Raw genomic sequence first — 26,914 nt, 5'->3', positions numbered from 1 at the left:
GATACAACTTCGGGCTCAGTCCAGACTCACTATGGAGGCACTGTGAAAGCATTGCAAGGCGTGGAAGGTCAAGTGGAGTGGCTTGAAGAGCCCAGTCCTACATGTGATGTAGGGCAAGTTCGCATTCGGGTGGCGGCAGCGGGCCTCAATCGCGCCGATTTGTTACAGAAGGCGGGACTTTATCCGCCACCGCCGGGGGCCAGTCAGGTACTGGGTCTAGAGTGTTCCGGGGTGATCAGCGAGGTCGGCCCGGGCTCGTCGTGGCAGGTCGGTGATCGGGTCTGCGCCTTGCTGGCCGGGGGTGGGATGGCCGAAGAGGTGGTTGTCGACGGACGGCATGTGCTGGCGGTGCCAGAAGGAATGTCCTTGACCGAGGCGGCAGCGCTACCCGAAGTCTATGCGACCGTCTGGCTGAATTTGTTTCAGTTGGCTGCGCTCCAACCGGGTGAGAAAGTTCTTTTGCACGCCGGAGCAAGTGGAATCGGTTCAGCTGCCATTCAGCTGTGCAAGGCATTCGGCAACCCGTGCTGGGTCAGCGTCGGTTCTGCAGAGCGGCTGGCTTACTGCGAAGCGCTGGGTGCTCAGGGTGGCGTGGTGCGCACCGACGATCTTGAAAGTCTGAGCGACTTGGGGCCGTTCGATGTGATTCTCGACCCGGTCGGCGGCAACTACGCCGCACTGAACCTGAAACTGCTGGCCCGAGATGGCCGTTGGGTGCTGATCGGCCTGATGGGCGGCCGTGAAGCGAAGCTGGATCTGGCGCAGGTGCTGGCCAAGCGTGTGCAACTGCTGGGTTCGACTTTGCGTAGTCGTGACGATCAGTTCAAGGCGGATTTGTTCACTGATTTGAGCCAGCATGTCTGGCCGCTGTTTGCCGAAGGGCGGTTGAGTCCGCAGTTGGCGAAGACTTTTCCGATCAAGGATGCGGAAGCGGCGTTTGCCGAGTTGGCGACCAATAAGGTGGCGGGAAAGTTGGTGCTGGTGATTGACGAAAGCCTGACCTGACCTTTGTAGGAGCGAGCTTGCTCGCGATGAACCTGAGAACGCCGTGGTGTGTCAGGTTTGCCGCGTTATCGTTAACGTCCATCGCGAGCAAGCTCGCTCCTACAGGGATTTGCGTTATTTCCAGATGTGGATCGGCCAGCCGGCTTTTTCGGCGTGTTCGAGCAATACCGGATCAGGGTTCACCACGTGTGGGAAATCTACCTTCAGCAACAGCGGTAAATCGTTGCGTGAATCCGAGTAGAAACTCGCGCCTTCCAGGTTTTCCTCTTCCGCATCCAGCCATTCCAGCAAGCGCGTGATCTTGCCTTCGCGGTAGGTCAGCGTGCCAACGGTGTGGCCGCTGTAAACCCCATGCAGCACTTCCAGCTCGATGCCCAGAATCTCGTCGATGCCCAAACGATCGGCAATCGGCCTGACCAGGTGCGTACCCGACGCCGAAATCACCAGAATCCGGTCACCCGCCTTGCGGTGCGCGGCGATGGCTTTGGTGGCGTCGCTGAAGATGATCGGTTCGATGAAGTCTTCCACCCACGGCCCCACCAGATGGTCGACCTCTTCCGGCGTGCGTCCGATCATCGGCTCGAGGCTGAAGGTCATGTAATCCTCCATGCGCAGCTTGCCGTGGCTGTAAGCGTCCATCAATTCGTTGTTCTGCCGCATGAACGACTCGGGATCGACCCAGCCCAAGCGGCCCATTTGCTCGCTCCAGAGGGTGGCGCAGTCGCCGTGGATCAGGGTTTCGTCCAGATCAAAAATTGCCAGGGACATTGGGGTTCTCTCCGAGAACAGCTTCAAGCTTCGAGCTTCAAGCTTCAAGAAGTGGGTTGAGGTGCTCAGCAGTTTACAACTTGCAGCTTGCAGCTTGCAGCTTAGAGCTGCTTTCAAGCCACCTCACACAGGGCCGTCGGATCGATGGAAAGCGCCAGACGCTGACCATCGGGATGCAAATCGGCCGCCGAGCGGTTGAGCACATCCACCACCAGTTCCACGCCCCGGGCCTCGACCCGGTAGCGGATCACGTTACCCAGCAGGCTGTGGCTGCGCACTTGTGCATCGAGTTCGCCATTCAGGCTCAGTTCGATGGCTTCCGGGCGAATCGCGATGCGATGGGTGATCGGTCGTTGCAGCAGTTTCGTGGCGCTGTCGGCATCCAGCAGGTTGTAGTTGCCGATGAAGCCGGCGGCAAAAACATCCACGGGCGCGGTGTACAGGGTTTCGGCGTCGCCGCTCTGTACGATCTTTCCCTGATTCATCAGGAAAATCCGGTCAGACATGGTCAGTGCTTCTTCCTGATCGTGTGTGACGAAGATCGTGGTCAGGCCGAGTTCGCGCTGGATCTGACGGATCTGTTCGCGCAAGTGCTTGCGAATCCGCGCATCGAGGGCCGACAGCGGTTCGTCCAGCAACAACAGACGTGGACGAGTCACCAATGAGCGGGCGAGGGCGACACGCTGACATTGACCGCCGGACAATTGATGCGGATAGCGCGCAGCGAAATCGTTGAGTTCCACCAGTTGCAACACTTCGGCGACGCGCTTCTGGCTGTCGTCGCTGTTGACCTTCTGCATGCGCAAACCGAAGGCGACGTTCTGCTCCACGGTCATGTTGGGGAACAGCGCATAACTCTGGAACACCATGCCGATGCCGCGCTTTTGCGGACTTAACGGCACGATATCGACGCCATCCAGCAAAATCTTGCCGCCATCTACCGAGGTCAGCCCGGCGATGCAGCGCAGAAGCGTGGATTTACCGCAACCGGACGGGCCGAGGAGGGTGACGAATTCACCCTTCCGGATTTCGCAGTTGATGTCGCTGAATACGGTGGTGCCTGCATAGTTTTTCTGCAGGTGTTGGACGCTGACATAGCTCATTCGCTTTTGTCCTTGTTCAAGATATTGGCCGCCCAGGTCAGAACCAGCACAAAGAAGAAGTAGGAAATCACTACCGCACTGGTGAAGTGGCCGCTGCTGTTACGCATGTTGTTGAGGTAGACCTGCAGGGTTTCGTAGCGGGTGCCGACAAGGATATTGGCGAACACGAACTCACCGAACAGGAACGAGAACGACAGCAGCAACGCCACCATCAAACCCTTGCGCAGGTTCGGCAACACGACCAGAAATGCTGCTTGCCAGGTGCTGGCACCGAGCAGTTGAGCGGCGTCCATCAGGTCGTGCAGGTTGATGGCTTGCAGGTTGTTGGTGATTGCCCGGTACATGAATGGCAGCGCCACAGTGAAATAGCAGCCGATCAGAATCCAGGGCGTGCCGACCATCGCCAACGGCCCCGACCCGTAGAGCTGCAACAACCCCACCGACGACACCACCGGCGGCACCGCGAAGGGCAGCAGGATCAGGATGTTCATCCACGCGTCGAGTTTCGGGAAGTGGTAATGCACCACGAACAGCAGTGGCAGAACCAGCACCACCGCCAGGATCAGCGAGCCGACGCAGACCAGCAGCGATTGGCCGAAAGCACTCAAGAAACGCGGATCGCTCCACAGCTGCACGTACCATTTGATGCTGAAACCGCTGGGCAGAATGGTTGCCGACCAACTGCTGGAAATCGAGTAGATAAAGGTGCCGACCAGCGGCAGCAACAGAATGGCAAACAGCAGGTACACCACAACGCGGTGATACACACCGACGGGGCCCAATTCAGCGCGAGACATGGTAGCTCCTCTTCAACAGCAGCTGATGCACGACGGTCACGAGGGTCATCAACGCCACCAGCACCACGGCCAGGGCACTGGCCAGGTTCGGGTCCAGGGAAATGTCGCCGGAGACCATCGCCGCAATGCGGATCGTCAGCACGTTGAAGTTGCCGGTGGTCAGGGCGTACACCGTGGCGTAGGCGCCGAGGGCGTTGGCCAGCAGGATCACGAACGTGCCGAGCAGCGCAGGCGTCAGCACCGGCAAACCAATGTGCCGCCAGAACTGCCAGCCGTTGGCGCCGAGCAGTTCGGCGGACTCACGCCAGTCTTCGCGCAGGGCGTCGAAGGCCGGGTAGAGCAGCAGCACGCCGAGGGGGATCTGGAAGTAGGTGTAGAGAATGATCAGCCCGGTTTTCGAGTACAGGTTGAAGTCCTCAATGATCCCGGCCTGCTTGAGCATGATGGTGATGCTGCCGTTGAAACCCAGCAGGATGATGAACGCGAAAGCCAGGGGCACGCCGGAGAAGTTGCTGGTCATGTTGGCGAAGGCGTTGACGAAGTTGCGCAGCTTCGAGTCGACCCGGCGCAGGGAGTAGGCGCCGAGTACGGCGATGATGATCCCGAACACACTGGACCAGAAACTGATCTCGAGGCTGTACTGGATCGCCTGCAGATAGAACTTCGAATTGAAAATCTTGGTGAAGTTGGCCAGGCCCCAGCCGAACTCCTCCGATTGCAGGCTGTTGATCATCACCCAGACGAGTGGCGCGATTTCGAAGACGATAAAGAACAGGGTGAAGGGCACCAGGCATAGGGCCGCCAGCCATTTTCCGCGAGTCATGGCGTTCACTTGAGCAGCTCCCGGCACACAGGTTTGTCGTGGGCCACGCCCAGCAGTTCGCAGACGGTGCCGCAGATCTCGGTTTGTTTTGGTGCGGCGCTGGCGTTGAAACTGAAGGCGTTGCCGAGCACGAACAATGGAACTTCGCGCTCCTCTGGCAGCAGGCCGTTGTGGGAGCGGTCGTTGTTCATGCCGTGGTCGGCGGTCACCAGCACCTGGTAACCGGCGTCGAGCCAGCCTTGCAGGTAGTCGGCGAGGATGATGTCCGCCGAACGGGCGCTGTTGCGGTATTGCGGGGTGTCGAGGCCGTGCTTGTGCCCGGCGTCGTCGATATTCATGGGGTGCACCAGCAGGAAGTTCGGCGCATGGCGCAGGCGCAGGTTTTCCGCGTCGGCGAACAGGTGCGAATCCGGGTAATGGTCGCTCCAGTAGAAATGTCCGTGCTGAATCGGCAATTCGGGGTTGTCGGTGTGACGGTCCCGAGCGGGCACGAACGGCGAACGGTTATACAGCTCGCTGACCCAGTGATAGGCCGCAGCGGCGGTTTTCAGTCCGGCGTCAGTAGCGTAGTGATAGATGCTGCGCTGGTTGGACAGGCGCGAGACGTTGTTGTGGACAATGCCACTGTCGATCGGCGTGACGCCGGTCAGGATGCATTCATACAGCGGGCGGGACAGGGCCGGCAGTTCGCACTCCAGTTTGTAGAGCGCCGCGCGTCCTGCGCCAACGTAAGCCTGCAGGTGCCCCATGGCGTGGCGCGCAACCTCGTAATTGAGGCCGTCGAGCACGACAAGGATGACGTTGTGCTTCATAGGGGCGGAACTCCGCGAAACAGGTGGATCGATAAAATTTGTAGGAACCGGCTTGCTGGCGATCCATACGCCGCGGTCTGTCTGAGCACCGCAGTGATGCGATCGCCAGCAAGCCGGCTCCTACAGCTTTATTTCATCTCGACGATGACTTCTTCGTTCCACTTCTGAGGAAGGGCCTTGGAGGTCTTCTCCCACGCGTCCGCGTCCTTGATCGGAGTCACTTTTTTGTACTGCTCGTTCGGCAGCAACTGAGCCTGAACATCGGCTGGCAATGTCAGGTGTTCGGCACGGATCGGACGAGCGTTGCCGCGCGCCAGATTGATCTGGCCGGCGTCGCTGAAGATGTATTCGCGGGCCAGTTTGGCGGCGTTCGGGTGCTTGGCGTATTTGTTGATGATGGTGGTGTAACCGGAAATCACCGAGCCGTCGGATGGAATCAGCACGGTGTAGTCATCCGGATTCGCCATCTTGGCCTTGTAGCTCAGGCCGTTGAAGTCCCAGACCACACCGACTTCGATTTCACCCTTTTCCATGGTGGCAATCGTCGGGTTGGCCATGGACAGGCGGCCTTGCTTGGCGATGTCGGCGAACAGCAACAGTGCCGGCTGAAGGTTCTTCTCATCGCCACCGTTGGCAAGGGCTGCCGCCAGGACACCGTTGGCCGCTTGTGCGGCGGTGCTGACGTCACCGATGGAAACCTTGTATTTACCGGTCTTCAGATCAGCCCATTTGGTCGGGGCATCCGAACCATGCAGCAGCTTGTTGTTGATGATGAAGGCGATGGTGCCGGTGTAGGCCAGCGCCCAGTTACCGTCTTTATCCTTTGCCCAGTCCGGAATTTGAGCCCAGGTACTTGGTTTGTAAGGTTGAACTACGCCTTGCTTGACCGAAATCGGACCGAACGCTGCACCTACGTCGCCGATGTCGGCGGTGGCGTTGTCTTTTTCAGCGGCGAACTTGGCGATTTCCTGAGCCGAGCTCATGTCGGTGTCGATATGTTTCAGGCCGTAGTTCTTGGCCAGGTCGTCCCAGGTGCCTTTCCAGTTGGCCCAGTTGTCGGGCATGCCGACACTGTTGACCTCACCTTCCGCTTTCGCCGCGGCTTCCAGGGTTTTCAAATCATCAGCCGCCATGGCGGCAGTGCACATGGCAATGGTCGAGCCTAACAGTGATGCCAGGAAAAGCTTTTTCATCCGAAGCTCCTTTGGGCGTTTTCAACGCTGCGATTGCGGTGGTGTTGGTCTAGGTCAGCAATACCTGAGCCAATCTAGGCGCCTCTGATGACATTTTGATGTCGACCAGCGGTCCTCCTCTATTTTTTGCACAATAGCGCTCAGGCCTCCGGATAAGCGTAGACCATGGTTAAAGAGCTGATATGAAAGGACTTGGCTGTGAAATTGCAGGCGTCTGGCCGAACCGTTCAGCGCCTTTGTCATCTGTCAGTCATGTGCAGTGCCTAGGCTAGCTGAGAGTTGACGAAGCCGTTTCAAATAACGGTTTCGCCCTGAAACAGTGCTGGTCTAGTCCAGATAGGTAAAAGTTAATGCGCATCGAGACAACCAAAGCGGTGACAGCCATCGGGCAGGTTCTTCAGGAACAGCTCGATCACGGGCTGCTGGCGCCCGGCAGCAAGTTACCGGCGGAGCGCAAGCTCAGTGAGTTGTTCGGCACCACACGAATTACCGTGCGCGAAGCGTTGTTGCAGTTGGAGGCCCAAGGGCAGATTTATCGCGAGGAGCGTCGCGGCTGGTTCGTGTCGCCGCCGCGCCTGGCTTACAACCTGATGCAGCGCAGTCACTTTCACGCGATGGTCAGCGCTCAGGGGCGGGTGCCGTCCACCGAAGTGATTTCGGCGCGGTTGCAACCGGCGTCCGCAGCGGTCTGTGCCTGGCTGCAGTTGCCGGCGTTGTCGAGCGTGATTCAGGTTTGCCGCGCGCGGCGAATTGATGAGCGGCTGGTGCTGTACGTGGAGCACTACCTCAATCCGCAGTATTTTCCGGGGATTCTGGAGTTTGATTTGAATCAGTCGATTACCGAGTTGTACGCGCGGCACTACGACTTGCATTACGGGCGGGTGCGTTTCGAGATTGTGCCGACGGCGCTGTCGGTGGATGCCGCTGCGGCGTTACGGGTGTCGGTCGGGAGCCCGGGATTGCGCATCGCCCGGGTCAATTACGACCAGCATGAGCGGCTGATCGATTGTGACCTGGAGTTCTGGCGGCACGATGCGATTCATGTCGGCGTTGATGTGGTCTGAGCCGCAGGTCCGGGTTCTTTCATTATCCGAAGCGGTAAATGTCCATGCCCAGGGCGCCCATGGTGAATCCCTGGTGGCTCACGCTGAATGTGCCTCCGGCACCGCGGGCAAAGTACAACGGCAGCAAGTGTTCATCACTTGGATGGTTACGCACGGCGTTCGGTGCCAACTGACGGTAATCGTGCAACGCGGCTTCGTCGTTGGCCTGAAGTTTCTCGATCATCCAGTCGCGGAATACCCTGGCCCACGGTTCAACGCTTTCCGGGCCGGCATGCCAGTCCAGTTCGCGCAGGTTGTGGGTGATGCTGCCGGAACCGATCAACAGAACGCCCTGTTCGCGCAGGCTGCCCAGTGCGTGCCCGACGCGGGTCTGCAGGGCAGGGCCGCCGCGTGTAGGCAGCGAGACTTGCACCACCGGGATATCCGCCTGCGGATACATCAACGACAAAGGCACCCATACGCCATGGTCGAAGGGCCGTTTGGTGTCGATGCGTGCGGGCAAGTCACTGCGCTTCAGCAACTCGACAACCTCTGCGGCCAACTGTGGATCGCCGGGCGCCGGGTATTGCACCTCGAACAATGCCTTGGGGAAGCCACCGAAGTCATGCCAGGTTTCAGGTTGCGGATTGCCGCTGACCAGCAGCTCATTGCTTTCCCAGTGTGCGGAAACAATCACGATGGCCCTGGGTTTTGGCAATTCACCAGCCAGGCGCGCGAGGGCCGGCCCGCTGGCGCCGGGTTCCAGGGCCAGCATTGGTGAGCCATGGGATATATACAGGCTGGGCAACATGAATGAGCTCCTGAGAGTTAAGATGGCGTCATCTTCAGTCAGATCATTGATCTAAATCTAATATAAGTTTTAGGGTGTTTTGATCGAATTTTCGGAGATATTTATGCAGCCGGAGTTTTGGCACAAGCGGTGGACGTCGAATCAGATCGGCTTTCATCTGCCGGAAGTGAATCCATATCTGCAACGGTACTGGCCTCAGTTGGGCCTGGAGGACGGGGCGCGCGTACTGGTGCCGTTATGCGGGAAAAGCCTGGACTTGCTATGGCTGGCGAAATGCGGTCACGAAGTGTTGGGTGTCGAGTTGTCGGAAAAAGCAGTGGAAGACTTTTTCCACGAGCACCAATTTGACCCGGACGTCAGCGATCAAGGGCCTTTCACGGTATATCGGGCGGGTTCGATCGAGATCTGGTGTGGGGATTTCTTCGCCTTGACGGCCGGGGATGTTGCCGACTGCAGCGCTCTGTACGACCGCGCTGCGTTGATTGCCTTGCCACCGAAGATGCGAGAGCAATACGCGGCTCATCTGAACCGGATTCTGCCTAAAGACTCTTTGGGGCTTTTGATTACGCTGGATTACGACCAGACGCAAAAGGACGGACCGCCGTTTGCCGTGCTCGATGACGAGGTGCAACGGTTGTTCGGCGCGGTGTGGTCACTGAAGATTCTGGAAGACCAGGATGTTCTGGGGGAGAGCTGGAAGTTTATCGAGAGCGGCGTGACGCGGCTTGAGGAGCGGGTTTATCGGGTTTCCAGCCGGTAAGTTGTGTTGATTGTACTTGCCCGCGAAGAAGCCCTGATAAACACCGCATTAATCAAGCAGACAAAAAAAGGCCCGCATCACTGCGGGCCTTTTCCTTTGGTGCCGAGTCTGATCAGCCCCGACGGCGCAACGCGTCGATGCGCTCTTCCAGCGGCGGGTGGCTCATGAACATGCGGGCGAACCCTTGTTTGATGCCACCGTTGATACCGAACGCATTCAGGGTGTCCGGCATGTGCACCGGCAGGCCTTGTTCCGCGCGCAGGCGTTGCAGGGCGCCGATCATCGCGTTGGTGCCCGCCAGGCGTGCACCGGCTTCATCCGCACGGAATTCGCGTTTACGCGAGAACCACATGACGATGGCGCTAGCCAGAATGCCCAGGACGAGTTCGGCGAAGATGGTCGCCACGTAGTAGGCGATGCCCTGGCCTTCCTCATTCTTGAAGATCACCTTGTCGACAAAGTTGCCGATGATCCGTGCAAAGAACATGACGAAGGTGTTCACCACGCCCTGGATCAGCGCCAGGGTGACCATGTCACCGTTGGCCACGTGGCCGATTTCGTGGGCCAGAACGGCTTTCACTTCATCCGGCGAGAATCGTTCGAGCAGGCCCTGGCTGACAGCGACCAGTGCGTCGTTCTTGTTCCAGCCGGTGGCGAAGGCGTTCGCCTCGTAGGCCGGGAAAATCCCGACTTCCGGCATCTTGATCCCGGCTTCGCGGGACAGTTGCTCGACCGTTTGCAGCAGCCATTGCTCATGACGTGTACGTGGCTGGGTGATGATCTGGGTGCTGGTGCTCATCTTCGCCATCCACTTGGAGATGAACAGCGAGAACAGGGAACCGGCGAAACCAAAGACCGCACAGAAAATCAGCAGCTGATTGAGGTTGAGGTCAACCCCATTGGCCGCCATGAACCCGTTGAAGCCGAAAAGGCTCAGGGTGATGCTGGCAATCAGCACGACCGCCAGGTTAGTGGCCAAAAACAGCAGGATGCGCATCATGGTTGTAGAAATCTCCTTTTGCTAAAGATGTAGCGTACTGCGGGGTATATAAGGTGCTGCACCGGGCTATTCAACCGGGTGACTATTTCAAACTGTGTCCTACAGCAAGAGTCTAGCCGCTTGCAGGGCATTTCCGACGTGGATATGGGAAGCGATTGTCAGCCGATTCGCATCGAAAGCCCCGTCAGTGTTGGACGCGGTCACGAAACAGGGAGTCGGTGGACAATTGAAGCGGGGATGCCCGGCGAGGGATAAAGATATGTTGCTGAATTGATCCGCGTGCGACTTTCGTAAAAAAGTCGCACGCGGCCAGACCGATTACTGGCGATAGGATTTGAGGAAGTTGCCAATCCGTCCGATGGCCATGTCCAGGTCATCGACGCGCGGCAGGGTCACGACGCGGAAGTGGTCCGGCCATGGCCAGTTGAAGGCGGTGCCTTGCACCACGAGCAGCTTTTCCGACAGCAGCAGGTCGAGCACGAATTTCTCGTCGTTGTGGATCGGGCAGACTTTCGGGTCAATGCGCGGGAACGCATACAGTGCGCCCATCGGCTTGACGCAGCTCACGCCGGGAATGTCGTTGAGCAGTTCCCAGGTACGGTTGCGCTGTTCAAGCAGGCGCCCTTGCGGCAGCACCAGGTCATTGATGCTCTGGTAGCCGCCGAGGGCGGTCTGGATCGCATGCTGGCTCGGCACGTTGGCACACAGGCGCATGTTCGCCAGCATGTCGATGCCTTCGATGTAGCTTTGCGCGTGGTGTTTCGGCCCGGAGATGGCAATCCAGCCGGAACGGAAACCGGCGACGCGATAGGACTTGGACAGGCCGTTGAAGGTCAGGCACAGCAGGTCCGGCGCCAGCGAGGCGGTGCAGATGTGCACGGCATCGTCGTACAGAATCTTGTCGTAGATCTCATCGGAGAACACCACCAGATTGTGCTGACGGGCCAGCTCCAGCATGCCCAGCAGGACTTCCTTGGAATACACCGCGCCGGTCGGGTTGTTCGGGTTGATGATCACCAGCGCCTTGGTGTTCGGGGTGATCTTGGCCTTGATGTCAGCCAGGTCCGGCCACCAGTTGGCCTGCTCGTCGCACAGGTAATGCACCGGTTTGCCGCCGGACAGGCTCACTGCGGCGGTCCACAGCGGATAGTCGGGAGCCGGCACCAGCACTTCGTCGCCGTTGTTGAGCAGGGCCTGCATCGACATCACGATCAGCTCGGAAACGCCGTTGCCCAGGTAGATGTCTTCAATGCCGACGCCTTCTACCTGCTTCTGCTGGTAGTACTGCATCACGGCTTTACGCGCGCTGAACAGGCCCTTGGAGTCGCTGTAGCCCTGGGCCGTCGGCAGGTTGCGGATCACGTCCTGGAGGATTTCGTCCGGCGCTTCGAAACCAAAAGGCGCCGGGTTGCCGATGTTCAGCTTGAGGATGCGATGGCCTTCCTCTTCCAGGCGTTTGGCGTGCTTGAGCACTGGGCCGCGAATGTCGTAGCAGACGTTGGCGAGCTTGTTCGATTTGCTGACCTGCATGGCGATGTGTTCCCGAAAATGAACGATCCAGGCGGCGTTTGAACGACCGTACTGGGAATCCTGCGTATTCACACAGGCTGACGCCTTGAGAGGCCGCACCCATAAATCCGTTTGAATGCGCGTGGTCTGGCTGCCAGACTGGCGTTTGACGAGGCGCAATCATACGTGCCGCCCGATCCGTGGAAAAGGTACAGATCGGGCTTTTTCAGCTGCCGAGGTGTGATGATGGAAAAGTTGGAAAAAACCCTGGAAGAATGGCGGGCGATGCTCGATCCGGAGCAGTACAACGTTTGCCGCCTCAAGGGCACCGAACGCCCGTTCTCCGGCAAATACAATGACAGCAAGGTCGACGGCGTTTACCACTGCATCTGCTGCAACGAGCCGCTTTTCGACTCCAAAACCAAATTTGATTCCGGCTGCGGCTGGCCGAGCTTCTATGCACCGATCGGCGACAGCGCCATGGTCGAGATCCGTGACGTCAGCCACGGCATGATCCGCACCGAAGTGGTCTGCGCCAAATGCGATGCGCACCTGGGGCACGTGTTCCCGGACGGTCCGCCGCCGACAGGCCTGCGGTATTGCATCAACTCGGTGTGCCTGGACCTGGTGCCGCGCGAATAACCGAGCCCTGTAGGAGCACGGCTTGCCGGCGATGGCGTCCTTGAAATCGCTATCGCCGGCAAGCCGTGCTCCTACAGAGGACCGGCGTCCGACAATTTAAATTGCACGCAATTCAATTGCTCGCTATTTTTACCTCATATCCCTCCACATAGAGCGCACATCATGAGCGACAACCTGCTGAGCATCCCGTGCACCACCATCAAGGGCGAGCAAAAGACTCTGGCTGACTTCGCCGGCAAAGCCGTGCTGGTGGTCAACACCGCGAGCAAATGCGGCTTTACTCCGCAATACAAAGGCCTCGAGGAACTGTGGCAGACCTACAAGGACCAGGGCCTGGTGGTCCTCGGTTTTCCCTGCAACCAGTTCGGCAAACAGGAGCCGGGTAACGAAGGGGCGATTTCCGAGTTCTGCGAGCTGAACTACGGTGTCAGCTTTCCGTTGTTCAAAAAGATCGACGTTAACGGCACCGGCGCCCATCCACTGTTCGTGCAGTTGAAAAAACGTGCGCCGGGTGTGCTGGGTTCCCAGGGCATCAAGTGGAACTTCACCAAGTTCCTGATCGGCAAGGACGGCCAGCTGGTCAAGCGTTTCGCTCCGGCGACCAAGCCGCAGGACCTGAGCCGCGAGATTGAAGCCCTGCTCAAATGAACACCTTGTCCATCGATTCCCTGAAGCTCGACAGCCAGCTCTGCTTCAAGCTGTACGCCGCCTCGCGGGCGGTGATCCGTGCCTACAAGCCGATGCTTGATCAGCTCGGTCTGACCTATCCGCAATACCTGGCGATGCTGGTGTTGTGGGAATGGCAGGAGGCAGCGCCGGATCAGCCTACGGTCAAGGCTCTGGGCGAGCGTTTGGCGCTGGACTCCGGCACGTTGACGCCGCTGCTCAAGCGACTTGAGCAGTTGCAACTGGTTCAACGCCAACGTTCGGCGCGGGATGAGCGCGAGGTGCACCTGAGCCTGTCGCCGACCGGCAAGGCGTTGCGTGATCAGGTCGGGCCGCTCAAGGCCCGTCTGCTGTGTGACAGCGGTGTCGATCTGGACCGGCTCAATGACTTGCGCGATGGCCTCGATCACCTGTTGGGGCAGATCAGATCACTGTCGTAGTCGGCATCCATAAATCCAGCAGCGCGGCCAGTTCTTCCCGCCGGAACGGTTTGGCCAGGTAATCGCTCATGCCCGCCGCACGGCAGCGTTCACGCTCTTCGGACATGGCGTTGGCGGTCAGGGCGACGATGGGCAACTGTGGCCAACGCCCGCTGCGACGGATTTGCCGACTGGCTTCGTAGCCGTCCATCACCGGCATGTTGCAGTCCATCAGCACCAGATCGAATTCACTGTGTTCCAGTTGATCCAGCGCTTCACCGCCGTGAGCCGCGACAATCACCTCGCAGCCGAGTTTTCCGAGCATGCCCTTGGCCACCAACTGATTCACCGGATTGTCCTCCACCAGCAGCACCCGACCGCGTCGCTGAGGTGAGAGGGCTTCCAGGCGTGCATCGTTGAGGATGTTGATTTCCGGCTGCAGGATTCGCCGCAGTGTCTGGTACAGCGCATTGCGCGCCAGCGGGCGCGCCTGTTGTTGCAGAGGCGCCAGGGCGCTGGCTTGTTCGCTGGGCATGAAACTGCCGTAGGCGGTCACCAGCAAAATTGGCGCGGTACAGTTGGGGCGCAGGCCAAACAGGCATTCCGGGCAGTCGGTGATCACCATGTCGGGCTTCAGACCGATCATTGAGTCATCGATCGAACGCTGCTGGTAATCGAGGCCCCAACCCGGCAACAGGCTTTTTAACAGTTCAGCCAGGCCGCTGCTGGCGGCGGTAATCGCGATGACCTTGCCGCGCAACGTCGCCGGTGGCAGGGCGCGGGTGTGGCAGGGCAGTGGCAGATCGGCGCAGAACTGGCTGCCGAAACCCGCTTCCGAGCTGATGGTGAGGCGCCCCTGCATGGCTTCGCAGAGGTTGTAGGTCAGCGCCAGCCCCAGCCCGGTACCGCCGAATTGTCGGGTAATGCCGGCGCCGGCCTGGGTAAAAGGCTGGAAGATCTTGACCTGGGCGTCCTGGGCGATACCGATGCCGGTGTCGCAGACTTCGATTCTGACGCCGTCTTCGAACGTCGACAGGCGCACATCGACCCGACCGAATCGGGTGAACTTGAGCGCGTTGGACAAGAGGTTGCTGACGATCTGCCGCACGCGAGTCGGGTCGCCGAGCACCAGTGCCGGAAATGCCGGATCGATCAGGCACGTCAACTCGACGCTGGGCGCCGCGTTCTGCGACAGCAGGTTGGCGGTGTCCTCGATCAGTGAGCCGAGGTCGAACGGAATGTGTTCGAGTTCGAGTTGGCCGGCATCGAATTTCGACAGGTCGAGAATATCGTTGAGCAATTCCACCAGCACTTTGCCCGAGTCATGGGCGATGGACAGCTGTTGCTGTTGCTCGGCATTGAGCGGGCCGTCGAGGGACAGCGCGATCATCCCCAGCAAGCCATTGAGAGGCGTGCGGATCTCGTGGCTCATGTTGGCGAGGAATGCCGAGCGCGCCTCGGCCATATCCAGGGCCGTGCTGCGCGCGACTTCCAGTTCCTGATTGGACTGGCTGAGCCGGCTGTTGATTGCCTTGAGCTCTGCGGTGCGCGCCGACACGATGTTTTCCAGTTGACTGAGGTAGTCGGTCAGACGGTTTTCGGCGTTGCGTCGCTGCTGGATTTCGGTGGCGATGTTTTCAAACTGCTGGTTCGCAACTTTGACGAGCACACCGATCTCATCGTTTTCATGGCCCGCCGGGTACTCCAGCCAAGTGGGTTCGACGCTGCGCGGATCGCGGCTGCTGAGTTCGCGGATGACTCGCACCAGCGGTTTGGTCAGCATCACGTAGAACAACGCCAGCAGGATGCCGGTCAGAAGCAGGCTGCGGGCGAACCCGTTGAGCAGGGTGATTTCGGCCCGGCGCAGGAACCGGTTGCCGAATGAATAGGTATCAACGTCCAGACGCAGTGTGCCGAGGGATTCGCTCGGCAAGTGATCCAGATACAGACGGTCTTCGAACGCGCGGTCGGCTCCGAACAGGAAGTCACTGATCACCCGATAGCCGCTCTGCACGCCAGGCCGCTTGACACTGGCCAGCACAGTGCCGTTGTTGTCGGTCAGTTGCGCGCCGATGATCGCCGGTGAGCGCAGCAGGCCCAGGGTCAGTTCCTGGGCGAGTTCGGCGTCGATGTTGTAGGCAATGCGTGAGGCGGGGTTATGGCTGATTTCCAGTAAAGACAGTATTTCCCGGTTGATGGAGGCGTCTTCGCTGGCATAATCGATGCCTATTTGCAGCAGGCTTAGCAGCGTGCCCAGAATGAAACCGACCAGCACGGTAAGCCGGGCTTGTTTGTAGGACAGCCGGTTGGTGAACTTGATATCCATGGGGTGTCGAACCACTTCCGTTTCCCTTCGCTGCTCAAGCATAGTCGATCATGCATGGATACCGATGTTCTCGCGAGCCCTTGTGCAACAAGGGATGACCCGGGCACCGAACGCCGTGTTTCGTCGCTGCAGCGCCATCATTACTGTGAACGTGCCCGAGGAGAAGACGTGGATTCCCGATTGAATGCTTTTCTTGAACGCGCCGATGCCGTTCTGGCCCGTATCGAACCGTTGCTGCCCGCACCTCGGCAATCCATCGACTGGACGCAATGCCTGGCTGCACGCTGGCAGCGCGAGGGACGCAGCGGTTTTCTGTTGCCGCTGGAAGTCAGCCTCGACATGCGCCTGTCCGACCTGATCGGTGTCGATCGGCAACTGGAGCAACTGGGGCGCAATACCCAACAGTTCATCGACGGCATGCCGGCCAACCACGCGTTGCTCTGGGGCTCGCGTGGCACTGGTAAATCGTCGCTGGTGCGAGCCTTGCTGGCCGAACATGCCAAGGCCGGTCTGCGGCTGATCGAAATCGAGCGTGATCACCTGGCGGACTTGCCGCGGGTGGTCGAACAGATCGCCAGGTTGCCCCAACGCTTCGTGCTGTTCTGCGATGACCTGTCGTTCGAATCGGGCGAGGGTGATTATCGCGTGCTCAAGAGTGTGCTCGACGGTTCCCTCGAACAGGCACCGGACAACGTTTTGCTGTACGCCACTTCCAACCGTCGCCATCTGGTGCCGGAAAAGGAAAGCGACAATGAAAACTGGAAACGGGTCGACGGCGAACTGCATCCCAGCGAGGCCGTGGAAGACAAGATCGCGCTCTCGGACCGTTTTGGCCTGTGGCTGTCGTTCTATCCGTTTACTCAGGAACACTTCCTCAATGTGGTCGAGCACTGGATCGGTCAACTGGCCGACAAGGCCGGTCTGACATGGCAGCGTGACGAAGAACTGGACATCCTCGCGGTGCGCTGGGCCACCGGACGGGGCAATCGCAACGGACGTTGCGCCTATCAATTTGCCCGCTATTGGGTCGGGCTCAAGCTGTTGGAGCACAAGGCATGATCGATTTACAACAAAGCGGCCAGGGCCTCGAAGGCTACGGCATGCTGCACGCACAGCTGGAATCCTTGCTGGCGGACGAGCGGGACTTCATCGCCAATGCCGCGCAGTTTTCAGCGTTTCTGTACAACCAGCTCGATGACCTGAACTGGGCCGGTTTCTACCTCAATCGTAGTGAAGAACTGGTGCTCGGCCCGTTCCAGGGGCAAATCGCCTGCGTGCGAATCCCCTTCGGTCGCGGCGTATGCGGCACGGCGGCGGCGACGTTGCAGACGCAGTTGGTCGAAGACGTGCACGCTTTCCCCGGACATATTGCCTGCGACAGTGCGTCGAACAGCGAGCTGGTCGTGCCGCTGGTCAAGGACGGCCGCCTGATCGGCGTGCTGGACCTCGACAGCCCGAAGCTCGCGCGGTTTACCGCTGACGATCAAGCCGGCATTGAAAAACTGGTGGCCATTTTCCTGCGCCTGACCGATTGCTGATCATGCCCTGAGGCCTGCCTTGGCCAGCAGGCCTGACGGATCCACCGCGTCGATCTGCTGTGGATCGAGGAATCGATCGGCGTACTGCCGGTAGATTTCGGCGTTGATGAACAGCCCGAACAATTCGGGGTCGATGTGGGCATCCCGGCACATGGTGGCCATGATGCCCAGCGCCTCGCTCAAGGATTTGGCTTTCTTGTAGGGGCGATCAGCGGCGGTCAGCGCTTCGAAAATATCGGCAATCGCCATCATCCGCGCCGGCAGGCTCATTTCTTCGCGCTTCAACTGTTTGGGATAACCGGTGCCGTCCATTTTTTCGTGGTGGCCGCCGGCGATTTCCGCGACGTTGTTGAGGTGGCCGGGGAAGGGCAGGTGGCTGAGCATCAGGATCGTCTGCACCATGTGGTGGTTGATGATGTAACGCTCCTCGCGAGTCAAAGTGCCCCGGGCAATGCTCAGGTTGTAGAGTTCGCCCCGGTTGTACTTGTAGCGTGGCACGTCGAGTTTGAAGCCCCACGGATTGTCTTCCGGAATCAGTTCACCCTCGGCGCGTTCGAACAGGTGCTCGGATTTGTCCGCCAGCAACGGCTCGTTGACCGGCAGCGTCGGCGCCGGTGTTCGCGCCTGGCGCCGGTTCTCTTCCCAGGAAACGCCCAATCGGTCATCCAGGGTTCGGGTCCAGGTTCGTTGAGCCAGGCTGCGCAGGCGTTGCAGATCGGCATCGGCCATCGCCTCGCCGCCCAGATTGCAACGGGCAACAAACGCAAAATCATCGTCGAGCCCCGCCAGCGTGGCATTGCGCAGTTCCGCCAGGTGCTGCTCGTTACCGCCCAGGGCAATGGCCTGCCAGTAGCTGATCCAGGCATCGCGCTTGAGCACTTCGAAGCGGGTGCGGATTTCGTGAATGCGGTCGTTCAGGGTTTCCAGCTTCGTGGCTTTATCGACGACGTATTCCGGCGTCGTGACCTTGCCGCAGTCATGCAGCCACGCAGCGATGTGCAGCGCCTCCCACTCGTCTTCAGTGGGTTGATAACCGCTGAAGGCGGGGTCCTGACTGGCTGCGGCAGCCTGGGCGAGCATCAAGGTCAGCGCCGGCACGCGCTGGCAGTGACCGCCGGTATAGGGACTTTTGGCATCAATAGCGCCGGCCAGCAGTTGAATGAAGGCGTCCAGCAACTGTTTCTGTTTGGCTTGCAGGCGTTGACTTTCGATACTCACGGCGGCCGCACCGGACACGGCCTGAAGGAACGCAATGCGGTCCGGACGAAGTTTCTCGAGATCGCTCTGGTCCCCGCTGTCCTCCAGCAACAGGATCAGCAGGCCCACGGTTTCGTTATGACGATTGTGCAGGCGGATACCGATCAGATGCACCCGCGGACACTCCATCGCCAGCAACACTTTCTGCAAATCTCCCGCCTGTTCGAAACCGAGATTGATGACCACATTGTCGGCCTTCGACAGCTGCAGTAGCCATTCCGGGCTTTGTGGGCCGCCGGGCTCGTGGCCGCGAATGTCGAACGCTGGCAATGCCTGTGAGATGTCGTCGATGACCAGGCCGTGAGGCTCCATGCGATCACCGTCATTTTCCCGCAGGTAGATCAGACCGGCCTGGGCCTGGCCGATTTTCACGGTTTCGAACAATACCCGTTCCAGCAAGGGCGCAAACCGGGTCTCGGCGCTCAGGCTGTCGGTGATCTGGAAAAAACTTGCCAGGGTATCTTTCATGCGGGTCATCGACACACTCAGTTGGTCGACTTCGAGCACCGGCGAGCGACGGGAGACCGGGAATTTGAAATTGAAACTGCGAATGGCATCGGCTTCCTGCACCAGTGCGCGCAGGGGCTTGACCAGAATTCTCGAGGTCAGCCAGCCCAGCGGCAGGCACAACAGCAACGTGGCCAACGTGATCAACGCGCCTTGCCAGCGCATGCGATAGGCATCGGCGAGCAATTCGTCTTCCGGCACCAGCAGCGCCAGTTGCAATCCCTGGGGACCACCCTCCTGCATGCGGCTGCGGGCAACGATCCATTGGCGGCCGGCGGCTTTCAGCCGATTGCCTGTTGGCGGATTGTTCAGTAATGCGCCAAGGCCGGGGCTCAGGTCGGCGGCCTTGCTCAGGCGGGCGGTCTGGTCGTCGACGAACAGCTTGCTGCTGTCGGGGTAAGCGACGGCATTGCCTTCGGCATCGAACAGCACGATTTCGGTACTGGGGGTGACGACATGTTTGGCCAGGGTCGCGGACAGTTCCGCCAGCGTCAGGTCGGCGCCCAGGATTGCGTGAGCACCGCTGCGGCGGGCCAGGGTGGTGCCGACGTTGTGGGTGGAGAAAAAGAGGTAGGGTTCGGTGGTGATCTGATCGCTGTCGCGGCGTGCATTGGAAAACCAGGCACGTGTTCGCGGATCGTAGGTGTCGTCGGGATTGTCCTGACGGCTGATCGGGTTCAGGTCCTGATCGAAAAACAGAGACTGGGAATGCGCCGGGCCGTCGTTTCGCTCGATGCTCCACACTTGATACACCGCATTGCTCGGGGCGTTGAGCAGGGTTTTCAGGGCGGCGGTTCGCAAGGGGCGAACCATGAAGAAATCACCGTTGTCGTAGCCCAGGTACAGCGAGGCCAGATCAGGGTTGTCCTTGAGCGACTGACTGAAAGGGCCGAGCAGCGCCAGCCGTTGTTCCAGGTTCGTAGCCTGCGCCGCCGGGTTGTATACCAGCAGGCTCAGCAGATGGTGGATGGGCTCATAGGTGGCGTGCAGGTCCAGCCGGACGTCCTGCTCGATGCGCTCGAAGAGCTTTTCACTACTGGAAAGAATGATCTGCGTGGTTTGCCGATAGTTGAAAATGCCCAGCACCACGCCGGTCAGGAGCAACAGCAGGGTAAACATCACACTGATATGCACGTGCAGCGGAAACCGCCGTTGATCCGGGCGCAGTGGGCTGGGCATTGCGGGTCACTCCATGAGGTTTAACACACTGCTCAGCGACCAAGCATAGTTAAGGCTCCATCATTCTGCTTTTGTCGTTTTGACCAATTTGTTGCTGCAATGCCTGCTCCAGCTCGAGCATTGCGCGTTCTACGGCCATCCTGCATTCGGCCACTTCGTCATGATGAAAAACTTGATCGCAGGCCTGTTCGAGCGCTTCGCAGCTATCGATCAAACGGGTGGCCTGGACAATCCGGGCTGCGCCCTTGATTTTGTGGGCGATATCGAGAAACAACTGCGGGTCGTTTGACCGGGATAACGCCTGCAGAGCTTGTCGGTCCAGGCGGTTGCTGGTGAGCAGCTCGGTCAACAATCGCAAGTCCAATGCCGGGTTGCCCCCCGTCAACAAGTGCAGCCCTTTCAGGCTGAAGGCGGGACGGCGGTCGGTCGGCACGATGCCTGCAACCCATTGACTCAAGGCGGTCAGCGTCAGCGGCTTGAACAGGCAGTCGTCCATCCCGGCCTGTTTGCAGCGCTGTCGTTCTTCCGGTTGTGCGTTGGCGGTAAAGCCCAGAACGGTGCAGGGGGAACGTTCGGATTGCTGTTCATGGTCGCGGATAGCGCGAGCGAGTTCGTATCCATTCATGACGGGCATGTTGCAGTCGACGATCACCAGATCGAACAGCCCTGTTTTCCACGCTTCGAAGCCTGCCTCGCCATCCTCGGCAACGCTGAATCTATGCCCAAGAAACTCCAGTTGTTGACACATCAGCAAGCGATTGGCCGGGTGATCGTCAATCACCAGCACGTTCAAGGGTACCGTGGACGTGTGGATCGGTGTTTCGGTGGTTTGCGGCACCTGCTCGACTGGCAGGGTGGGCAGAAGCAGCGAAACTTGGACCTGCGTGCCGACTCCCGGCTGGCTGCCCAATTGCAGGTTGCCGCCCATCATTTCGCACAGACTTCGGCTGATCACCAGACCCAGGCCGGCGCCGCCTCTGCCTGACTGCCCGGTGCCATTGGCTTGGGCGAAGGGTTCGAACAGTCGTCGTTGATCCTGTTCGCTGATCCCGATGCCGCTGTCCTCAACCTGCAACAGCATCCGGACTTGCTCGGGTTCAGCCGTCGAAAGCAATTCGACGGTGATCCTGACCTGGCCGTGTTCCGTGAATTTGATGGCGTTGCTGACGAGGTTCGACAACACCTGTTTGAAACGCATCGGGTCCAGCAGGACATCGATCGCCGGATTGGCCGGGTTGAGTTCCAGCATCAGTTCAAGGTTTTTCTGACGAGCCAGGCCTTCGAAGATCCGCACGACCGACCCCACGATTTCACTCGGATTCACCCGTTCCGGGCTCAGGCTCAGACGCCCGGATTCGATCCGGGCAATGTCGAGAATGTCGCCGATCAGTTCCAGCAGGTCCTTGGCCGAACTGTAGGCCACGTCAATGGCCGGACGGTCTGGATGGTTGCTCTCGATGCGCTTCAGCGTCAGTTCGAGCATGCCGATGACCGCATTCATCGGCGTGCGGATCTCATGGCTCATGGTTGCCAGAAACGTGCTTTTGGCGCGGTTGGCTTCATCGGCGCGCTCCTTCGCGCAGCGCAGCTCCTCGAACAGTTGGCGCCGCTCGATCAATTGATTGTTCAGCGCGCGCTCGGCCGCGTGACGCTGTTTGATCTGGCGACGCATGTAGGCATTCCAGGCAGCGGAAAGCAGTAGCAGCACGCCAGCCCCGATCACGATCTGATAGAACAATCGCTGGTAATTGCGCCAGGTGCTTTGCGAGGACGCCGAATAGCCACGCCAGCGGCTGTTGATGATGCCCAGTTCTTCCGGTGCGATGCTCAGGAGTGCCTTGTTGAGGATGGCGTTCAACTCTTTGGACTCTCGCCCGGTCGCCAGGGAAAATGCAGCCTGCCGGGTGCCGATGGTGGTCCGGATCTGAAGTGTGTGCTCGAAAAGCCGTGATGAAATGAAGTAGTTGGCGATTACCAGTGAATTCACCGCACCTTCTGCCTTGCCTTCGGCGAGCAACTCCACCGCGCTGAACGTGTCCGGTGTTTCAATCAACCTGATCCGCGGGAACTCGCGGCGCAGGTAGTCCACCAGTGGGTTGCCCTGGGCGATGGTCAGGCGCTTGCCCGCCAACTGCTCAAGGTTTGCCGGGCTGTCGGCGGCTTTGCGAGTCAGAAGGACAAAGGAGTTTTGCAGATAGGGACGGGTGAAGTTCAGCGCTGTATCACGTTCGGCGCTGGGGAGCAGGGCGGCGATCACGTCGGCTTTATTGTCCTTGATCTGTTCGATCATCTCGTCATCGTTTCGGCTGCGCCGTATGTCGAAGCGCAGGCCGGTACGCAATCTGATCAGTTCGAGCAGGTCTGCGGTGACACCGCGAAAATTGCCATTGCTGTCGAAAAACGACAGCGGCGCAAGGGCCTCATTGACCACCACGCGCACGACCGGATGTTGCGCCAGCCACTGTTCCTCGGGGGCGGTGAGTTGTAGCTTCTGGTCGGTGAGCAGAATGTCGCTGCCGGCGCTCCAGCGCTCGGCGATGTTCTGTCGTTCGCTGGCGGGGATGGCCATGAGCATGGCATTGATGATCCCGAGCAATTCCGGGTTGTGCCTGTGCACGGCAAAGCTGAAACCGTGGGCTTCGTGTTTGCCGAAGTTGGCCATGCGGATGTTGTTCAGGTAACCCTTGTTGATCATGTAATGGGTCGAGATGGTGTCGCCCAGGAAGACGTCGGCCTGATCGAAGGCCACCGCATTGATCGCATTCTGGTAGGACGGATAGGACGTAATGATCGCTTTGGGGTACAGGACCCTGACTTCTTCCAGTGGCAAGTAGTGATACACCATGCTCAGCCGCAAGCCGGCGAGGCCATCGGTCAGGGATCGGGTTTCTCCCTCCCGGGTCACCAGAACCGGCTGGTCCACGGCGTAGGGCGTAGAAAGCACGATATCGGCATTGTGAGCTTCAAATCCATTGGCCGTGCCGAGCAGATCGACCTCGCCTTTTTCCAGTGCCTTGATGGCAGCCCCGCGGGACGCAAAGCGCTGGACCTTGACCGGCAAACCCAGGGTCTTGCCGAGGATGCCTGCGTAATCGGCGGTGAAGCCTTCGTAGTCCCTGCTGCTGACGGTCATGTCGAAAGGAGGATAGTCCGGGGCCGACGTGCCCAGGATCAGTTCGCGCTTACTCGTTATCCATTGTCGTTGCGATGGATCCAGTTGGACATCCAGCTGCCTGATCGTCGAGCGACTGAGCAGGGTGAAGTGTTCGCTGGCAGTCTGCGAAGCAGGCACTGAAGTGCTCAGGCATAAACCTGCAGCCACGAGAATCAGATAATCCTTTATGCGACGGGGCATCCTGTGTCTCACACTAATGCGTTGCGTTTTGCCATTTCGATGAGTTCAACCAGGGATTTGGCTTTGAGTTTCTGCATAAGTCGTTTTTTATAGGTGCTGACAGTCTTGTTGCTTAGAAACATGCCTTTGGCAATTTCCTTGTTGGTACGGCCTTGTGCAAAAAGTTGCAATACCATCAATTCCCTGTCGTTGACCGACTTGAACAGTTCCAGCTCGGCGCAACGCACGTCATCTCCACGGACAGGATTCAAGGCCTGACTGGGGAAGTAGTTGTAACCTGACAATACCGCTTTTATGGCGCTGACCAGTTCACTCAGGTCTTCCTGTTTGCAGACATAACCTGACGCGCCGGATTGCATGCAGCGAATACCGAACAGTGTCGGGCACTGCGCAGTCAATACCAGTGTTTTCAGCGGTGTACTCATTGCGTTGAAGCGCGCGAGAACTTCAAGGCCATCCAGTTTTGGAATGCTGATATCGAGAATGACCAGGTCAGGCATGCATTCACGCACCATCTGCATGGCGTCGACCCCATTGTCGGATTCGCCGACAACTTTGTAACCTTCATGCTCCAGTAACATTCGGACGGCAAGGCGGATGACAGGGTGATCGTCGACAATAAAAACGGAGTTCATAATCAAATCCCATACGAGCTCAAATAAAGCGCGCACCTTAGCTCAGATAGTTGATGGGACGCATGAACCGACGGACCTCAAGCAGCAATATAGGAATAGTCCTACAAACGAAAAGGAATAGGGCTACGAATCAACTAGGTTTTGCATGAGGACGGGTAGAGTTGTTGGTGGTCAGTCGATATTTCAAAGTGTTATTTCGTAAGTTTCAAGAAGTGCTTGGGTGGAGTGTGTCGAAATTTATTTTTCTATAATTGGATTGAGCTCAATAATTTTCTGAATTCGAATTGTTTCAATGGTTTTATCAAGTAACCAAGTAGGGGCAGTCCGTGTGCGTTCGCGGTTTTTTCAAGTCCTTCAAGTTCTGTACACGTCAGGCTGCTTAGTAGTATTGCCTGTCTGATCATCCCTCGATGACTGGCGAATTTGACCAGATCCAGCCCGGGAAGATCGGGTAGACATTGATCGCACAACAGAATGTCAAATGGTTGCACCGCCGCCAGCATTTGCTGCAAGGCATCTTGGGCACTGTCGGAGGTCGTCAGTTGGGTGAACCCTTACGCCATAGCGTAGTAGTTGCAGACCGATTTGCGCAGGTTCTTGCACAGGATGGTGCGCAGCTTCCCTGAGCCGTGCGCGGAATGCTTGGCGCGCTCGATCAGTACGAGCCTCAAAGGCGCGGTTTGGCGTCGTACCGCCGCTCGTACGGGCGCCTTTCGTACCTGTCACCAGGTAGAGCGGGCACCATGGTTACCCCTGTAACCTTGCCCGTAACCTTGGCGTCAGATCCACCGATTTCTGATGCCTGCCCGGAATAAACTCAAGCCGTGGCCGGAGGGGTTTTATAGGGCCTGCCTGCGCGTTTGATGTTCGGAAATGACGAATTTATAAAGATGTTAGTTAGTTTATGTTGTCAGCATATTTCACTAACTTTGGTCTGCTTATGAACCCCATTAACAATCCCTACATGCCAAACGCAGGGCTACCACCCCCGGTACTGGCGGGGCGTGAGGCCTTGCGTGAGCGGGTACGGGTTGCCATTGCACGACTGCGGGTGGGCCGGTCGGCCAAAAGCGTGCTGATGGTAGGCCTGCACTGCGTCGGTAAAACCGTACTGCTCGAGCAAATGCGCCTCGATGCAGAAGGCGAGGGCGTGCATACCCTCTGTATTGAAGACCCTGAACAGAGGTCACTGCCTGCCTTACTGCGCCCCAGTTCGACTGGTGCTGCTGCACCTCAGTCAAATCGAGGCAGCGAATGACACCGCCCGACATGCATTAAGCGCACTAGCGGTTTTCACCAAGGCGCTGGAGGGCCCATTCAACGACAGGCTGATTGACCTGGATTTTGACACAGAAGCGGCGGGCTTGGCTGACCACGGCCACCTGGAGGGCGGTTTCACCACACTGCTGGAAAACGCCGGTTTGGCGGCTAAGCAGGCCGGCTCCGCGGTGGTGCTGTTTGTCGATGAGTTTCACTGTATCGAAGCTGCCCAGTTCTCCGGCTTGATCGTAGTCTTGCATCGCTGCGCGCAATCCCGTCTGCCAATAATCGTGATGGGGGCTGGCCTGCCCCAGCTTCGGACTCGAGTGGGCAACGCCAAGGCGTACGCCGAGCGGCTGTTTGACTATCCGGCCATAGGCCCACTGTCTCAGATGGATGCTGCCCAGGCTATTGTACAGCCGGCTGCAGAGGGGGGGGCCTTCGACGCGGAGGCGGTCGATCTGATTGTCGAGAAGACACGAGGCACTTCGTTTTTTCTTCAGGCGTTGGCCAGCCACGCTTGGGACGTAGTCGTAGCCAACTCGATTAAGCTGGCCGACGTGGAGCGGGCTTTGACTGCATCTACCAAGACACTCGATGAGCACTTTTTTCGGGCGCGCTTTGACTGTCTTACTCCGATGGAAAAGCAATATCTGCGAGCAATGGCTGAGCTTGGCCCGGGGCCGCACCGCTCGGGCGAGATTGCCGATCGTCAAGGCCGTCGAGTCCAAGCCGTCGCGCCGCTCAGAAATAGCCTGATCGCTAAAGGGATGATCTGGAGTCCCAATCATGGGGACACCGCATTCACGGTGCCGTTTTTTGACGAGTTCATGAAGCGCATCATGCCGAACGACGACTAGCATGGAATCGACTACTGGCGTTATTTCCGAAGGTGCTTGAAATCGGATCAACGTGGGACATCCGTGAGACGACCTCTCCCCTCAACTCAGCGGAGCAGCCTCAGCCATCGCCGTGCGCGCTTGTTGGCGATGGGGCAGGTCGCTGTCAACTCGTCATGCACGAACCAGTAACTTCGCTAAGGCTGTGCAGCCGATGGATTCGCTTACTGGTTAGCGGGGGGAGGTCAAATGCCTCCTGTAGCTGCCCTGCGTTAAGTCTAGCGGCAGTGGATGTAAGGGTAACCAGTGGCCGTTTAGGCCATCGGTACGCAAGGTGAAGATCGTGCGATCAATGTTTTTCAACTACTACCAATACGCGAACCGAGTGATCGTCTCGCGTGGTCATTCAACCCTGCACAAGTTTTATAGCGGTGCCAACGATCTGAACGGCACGAAGTGGATGTATTTTCGCGACAAGCTTTCGCCACATCAGAATGACAAGGTGGTGCAGCGTGCGACCGGGAAGTTGTTGGTATTCAGGCGGTCGGCAGAGATTGAAGTGGCTGGCCCTGGCTTGAAAGTTCGAGGGCAGTGCCACTGTCTATAGGTAATACCTTCTAGAACCCCGAGGAAATGACTCGTGCTGGATTGCTTGCAAGATTCAGTA

At 58.7% G+C, this 26,914-nt stretch carries 23 protein-coding genes and 1 pseudogene; 10 read left to right on the top strand and 14 right to left on the bottom strand.

What is annotated here, in order from left to right; all coding sequences use genetic code 11:
• The first annotated feature begins 42 nt into the window (after positions 1 to 42).
• Positions 43 to 1,005, top strand: a complete 963-nt coding sequence (locus ACA066_RS20865; RefSeq protein ID WP_497696455.1) for a zinc-binding dehydrogenase — start codon at positions 43 to 45, stop codon at positions 1,003 to 1,005.
• Positions 1,006 to 1,119: 114 nt separating this feature from the next.
• On the opposite strand, the gene ACA066_RS20860 is transcribed toward ACA066_RS20865, so the two are convergent.
• From ACA066_RS20860 to ACA066_RS20835, 6 genes are all read right to left on the bottom strand, one after another.
• On the bottom strand, positions 1,120 to 1,773 hold the full coding sequence (locus ACA066_RS20860) for an HAD family hydrolase (RefSeq protein WP_497696454.1): 654 nt from the start codon (positions 1,771 to 1,773) through the stop codon (positions 1,120 to 1,122).
• 113 nt (positions 1,774 to 1,886) lie between these two features.
• Entirely contained in the window at positions 1,887 to 2,876 is a 990-nt protein-coding gene (locus ACA066_RS20855) for an ABC transporter ATP-binding protein (RefSeq protein WP_497696453.1), read from the bottom strand.
• Complete coding sequence (locus ACA066_RS20850; RefSeq protein WP_497696452.1) at positions 2,873 to 3,673, bottom strand: ABC transporter permease; 801 nt, start codon at positions 3,671 to 3,673, stop codon at positions 2,873 to 2,875. Before ACA066_RS20850 ends, ACA066_RS20855 begins: the two co-directional genes overlap by 4 nt.
• A complete protein-coding gene (locus ACA066_RS20845; protein ID WP_497699932.1) occupies positions 3,660 to 4,496 on the bottom strand; it encodes an ABC transporter permease in 837 nt (278 codons plus the stop codon). The genes ACA066_RS20850 and ACA066_RS20845 overlap by 14 nt, the downstream gene beginning before the upstream one ends.
• Before the next feature lie 5 nt (positions 4,497 to 4,501).
• Positions 4,502 to 5,308 (bottom strand): alkaline phosphatase family protein, encoded by an 807-nt coding sequence (locus ACA066_RS20840; protein ID WP_497696451.1) that lies wholly within the window; start codon positions 5,306 to 5,308, stop codon positions 4,502 to 4,504.
• A gap of 128 nt (positions 5,309 to 5,436) precedes the next feature.
• Positions 5,437 to 6,501, bottom strand: coding sequence for an ABC transporter substrate-binding protein (locus ACA066_RS20835; RefSeq protein WP_497696450.1), 1,065 nt, complete (start codon positions 6,499 to 6,501; stop codon positions 5,437 to 5,439).
• Positions 6,502 to 6,851: 350 nt separating this feature from the next.
• Here ACA066_RS20835 and ACA066_RS20830 point away from each other — a divergent pair, with 350 nt between their 5' ends.
• On the top strand, positions 6,852 to 7,565 hold the full coding sequence (locus tag ACA066_RS20830) for a UTRA domain-containing protein (protein ID WP_461953803.1): 714 nt from the start codon (positions 6,852 to 6,854) through the stop codon (positions 7,563 to 7,565).
• Between the two features lie 22 nt (positions 7,566 to 7,587).
• Here the strand turns inward: ACA066_RS20830 and ACA066_RS20825 are convergent, their stop codons facing one another.
• Complete coding sequence (locus tag ACA066_RS20825; protein WP_497696449.1) at positions 7,588 to 8,355, bottom strand: DODA-type extradiol aromatic ring-opening family dioxygenase; 768 nt, start codon at positions 8,353 to 8,355, stop codon at positions 7,588 to 7,590.
• A 103-nt stretch (positions 8,356 to 8,458) separates the two neighbouring features.
• On the opposite strand from ACA066_RS20825, the gene ACA066_RS20820 reads away from it, so the two are divergent.
• Positions 8,459 to 9,115, top strand: a complete 657-nt coding sequence (locus ACA066_RS20820) for a thiopurine S-methyltransferase (protein ID WP_497696448.1) — start codon at positions 8,459 to 8,461, stop codon at positions 9,113 to 9,115.
• A gap of 112 nt (positions 9,116 to 9,227) precedes the next feature.
• On the opposite strand, the gene htpX is transcribed toward ACA066_RS20820, so the two are convergent.
• Both htpX and ACA066_RS20810 read right to left on the bottom strand, forming a co-directional pair.
• Entirely contained in the window at positions 9,228 to 10,115 is an 888-nt protein-coding gene (htpX, locus tag ACA066_RS20815; RefSeq protein ID WP_084321112.1) for a protease HtpX, read from the bottom strand.
• 318 nt (positions 10,116 to 10,433) lie between these two features.
• Entirely contained in the window at positions 10,434 to 11,645 is a 1,212-nt protein-coding gene (locus ACA066_RS20810) for a pyridoxal phosphate-dependent aminotransferase (protein ID WP_497699931.1), read from the bottom strand.
• A gap of 225 nt (positions 11,646 to 11,870) precedes the next feature.
• Here ACA066_RS20810 and msrB point away from each other — a divergent pair, with 225 nt between their 5' ends.
• From msrB to ACA066_RS20795, 3 genes are all read left to right on the top strand, one after another.
• On the top strand, positions 11,871 to 12,266 hold the full coding sequence (msrB, locus tag ACA066_RS20805; protein WP_497696447.1) for a peptide-methionine (R)-S-oxide reductase MsrB: 396 nt from the start codon (positions 11,871 to 11,873) through the stop codon (positions 12,264 to 12,266).
• Between the two features lie 162 nt (positions 12,267 to 12,428).
• A complete protein-coding gene (locus ACA066_RS20800) occupies positions 12,429 to 12,914 on the top strand; it encodes a glutathione peroxidase (protein WP_145314951.1) in 486 nt (161 codons plus the stop codon).
• Positions 12,911 to 13,372: a MarR family winged helix-turn-helix transcriptional regulator gene (locus tag ACA066_RS20795; RefSeq protein WP_497696446.1), complete on the top strand. Its 462-nt coding sequence runs from the start codon at positions 12,911 to 12,913 to the stop codon at positions 13,370 to 13,372. The genes ACA066_RS20800 and ACA066_RS20795 overlap by 4 nt, the downstream gene beginning before the upstream one ends.
• Here the strand turns inward: ACA066_RS20795 and ACA066_RS20790 are convergent.
• A complete protein-coding gene (locus ACA066_RS20790; RefSeq protein WP_497696445.1) occupies positions 13,356 to 15,677 on the bottom strand; it encodes a hybrid sensor histidine kinase/response regulator in 2,322 nt (773 codons plus the stop codon). The genes ACA066_RS20795 and ACA066_RS20790 overlap by 17 nt on opposite strands.
• 168 nt (positions 15,678 to 15,845) lie before the next feature.
• Between ACA066_RS20790 and ACA066_RS20785 the strand changes: the two genes are divergently transcribed.
• On the top strand, positions 15,846 to 16,736 hold the full coding sequence (locus ACA066_RS20785; RefSeq protein WP_497696444.1) for an ATP-binding protein: 891 nt from the start codon (positions 15,846 to 15,848) through the stop codon (positions 16,734 to 16,736).
• A complete protein-coding gene (locus tag ACA066_RS20780; RefSeq protein ID WP_497696443.1) occupies positions 16,733 to 17,215 on the top strand; it encodes a GAF domain-containing protein in 483 nt (160 codons plus the stop codon). The genes ACA066_RS20785 and ACA066_RS20780 overlap by 4 nt, the downstream gene beginning before the upstream one ends.
• Here ACA066_RS20780 and ACA066_RS20775 read toward each other — a convergent pair whose 3' ends face one another.
• The 4 genes and pseudogenes from ACA066_RS20775 to ACA066_RS20760 form a co-directional block, all read right to left on the bottom strand.
• A complete protein-coding gene (locus ACA066_RS20775) occupies positions 17,216 to 20,158 on the bottom strand; it encodes an HD domain-containing phosphohydrolase (protein WP_497696442.1) in 2,943 nt (980 codons plus the stop codon).
• Positions 20,159 to 20,207: 49 nt separating this feature from the next.
• The gene (locus ACA066_RS20770) at positions 20,208 to 23,513 is read right to left on the bottom strand and encodes a transporter substrate-binding domain-containing protein (RefSeq protein ID WP_497696441.1); all 3,306 of its coding nucleotides are present in this window, start codon (positions 23,511 to 23,513) and stop codon (positions 20,208 to 20,210) included.
• 8 nt (positions 23,514 to 23,521) lie between these two features.
• Entirely contained in the window at positions 23,522 to 24,148 is a 627-nt protein-coding gene (locus ACA066_RS20765) for a response regulator (RefSeq protein WP_462009452.1), read from the bottom strand.
• A 245-nt stretch (positions 24,149 to 24,393) separates the two neighbouring features.
• Positions 24,394 to 24,702 (bottom strand): annotated as a pseudogene (locus ACA066_RS20760) (response regulator); the annotation flags it as partial.
• A 666-nt stretch (positions 24,703 to 25,368) separates the two neighbouring features.
• Between ACA066_RS20760 and ACA066_RS20755 the strand changes: the two are divergent.
• Both ACA066_RS20755 and ACA066_RS20750 read left to right on the top strand, forming a co-directional pair.
• Positions 25,369 to 26,268, top strand: a complete 900-nt coding sequence (locus ACA066_RS20755; RefSeq protein ID WP_497696440.1) for a DUF8462 domain-containing protein — start codon at positions 25,369 to 25,371, stop codon at positions 26,266 to 26,268.
• Between the two features lie 331 nt (positions 26,269 to 26,599).
• A complete protein-coding gene (locus ACA066_RS20750; protein ID WP_497696439.1) occupies positions 26,600 to 26,854 on the top strand; it encodes a hypothetical protein in 255 nt (84 codons plus the stop codon).
• Positions 26,855 to 26,914: the final 60 nt, after the last annotated feature.

The organism is Pseudomonas sp. LBUM1651 (assembly GCF_059716135.1).
This window is presented reverse-complemented; position numbering and strand designations above follow the sequence as displayed.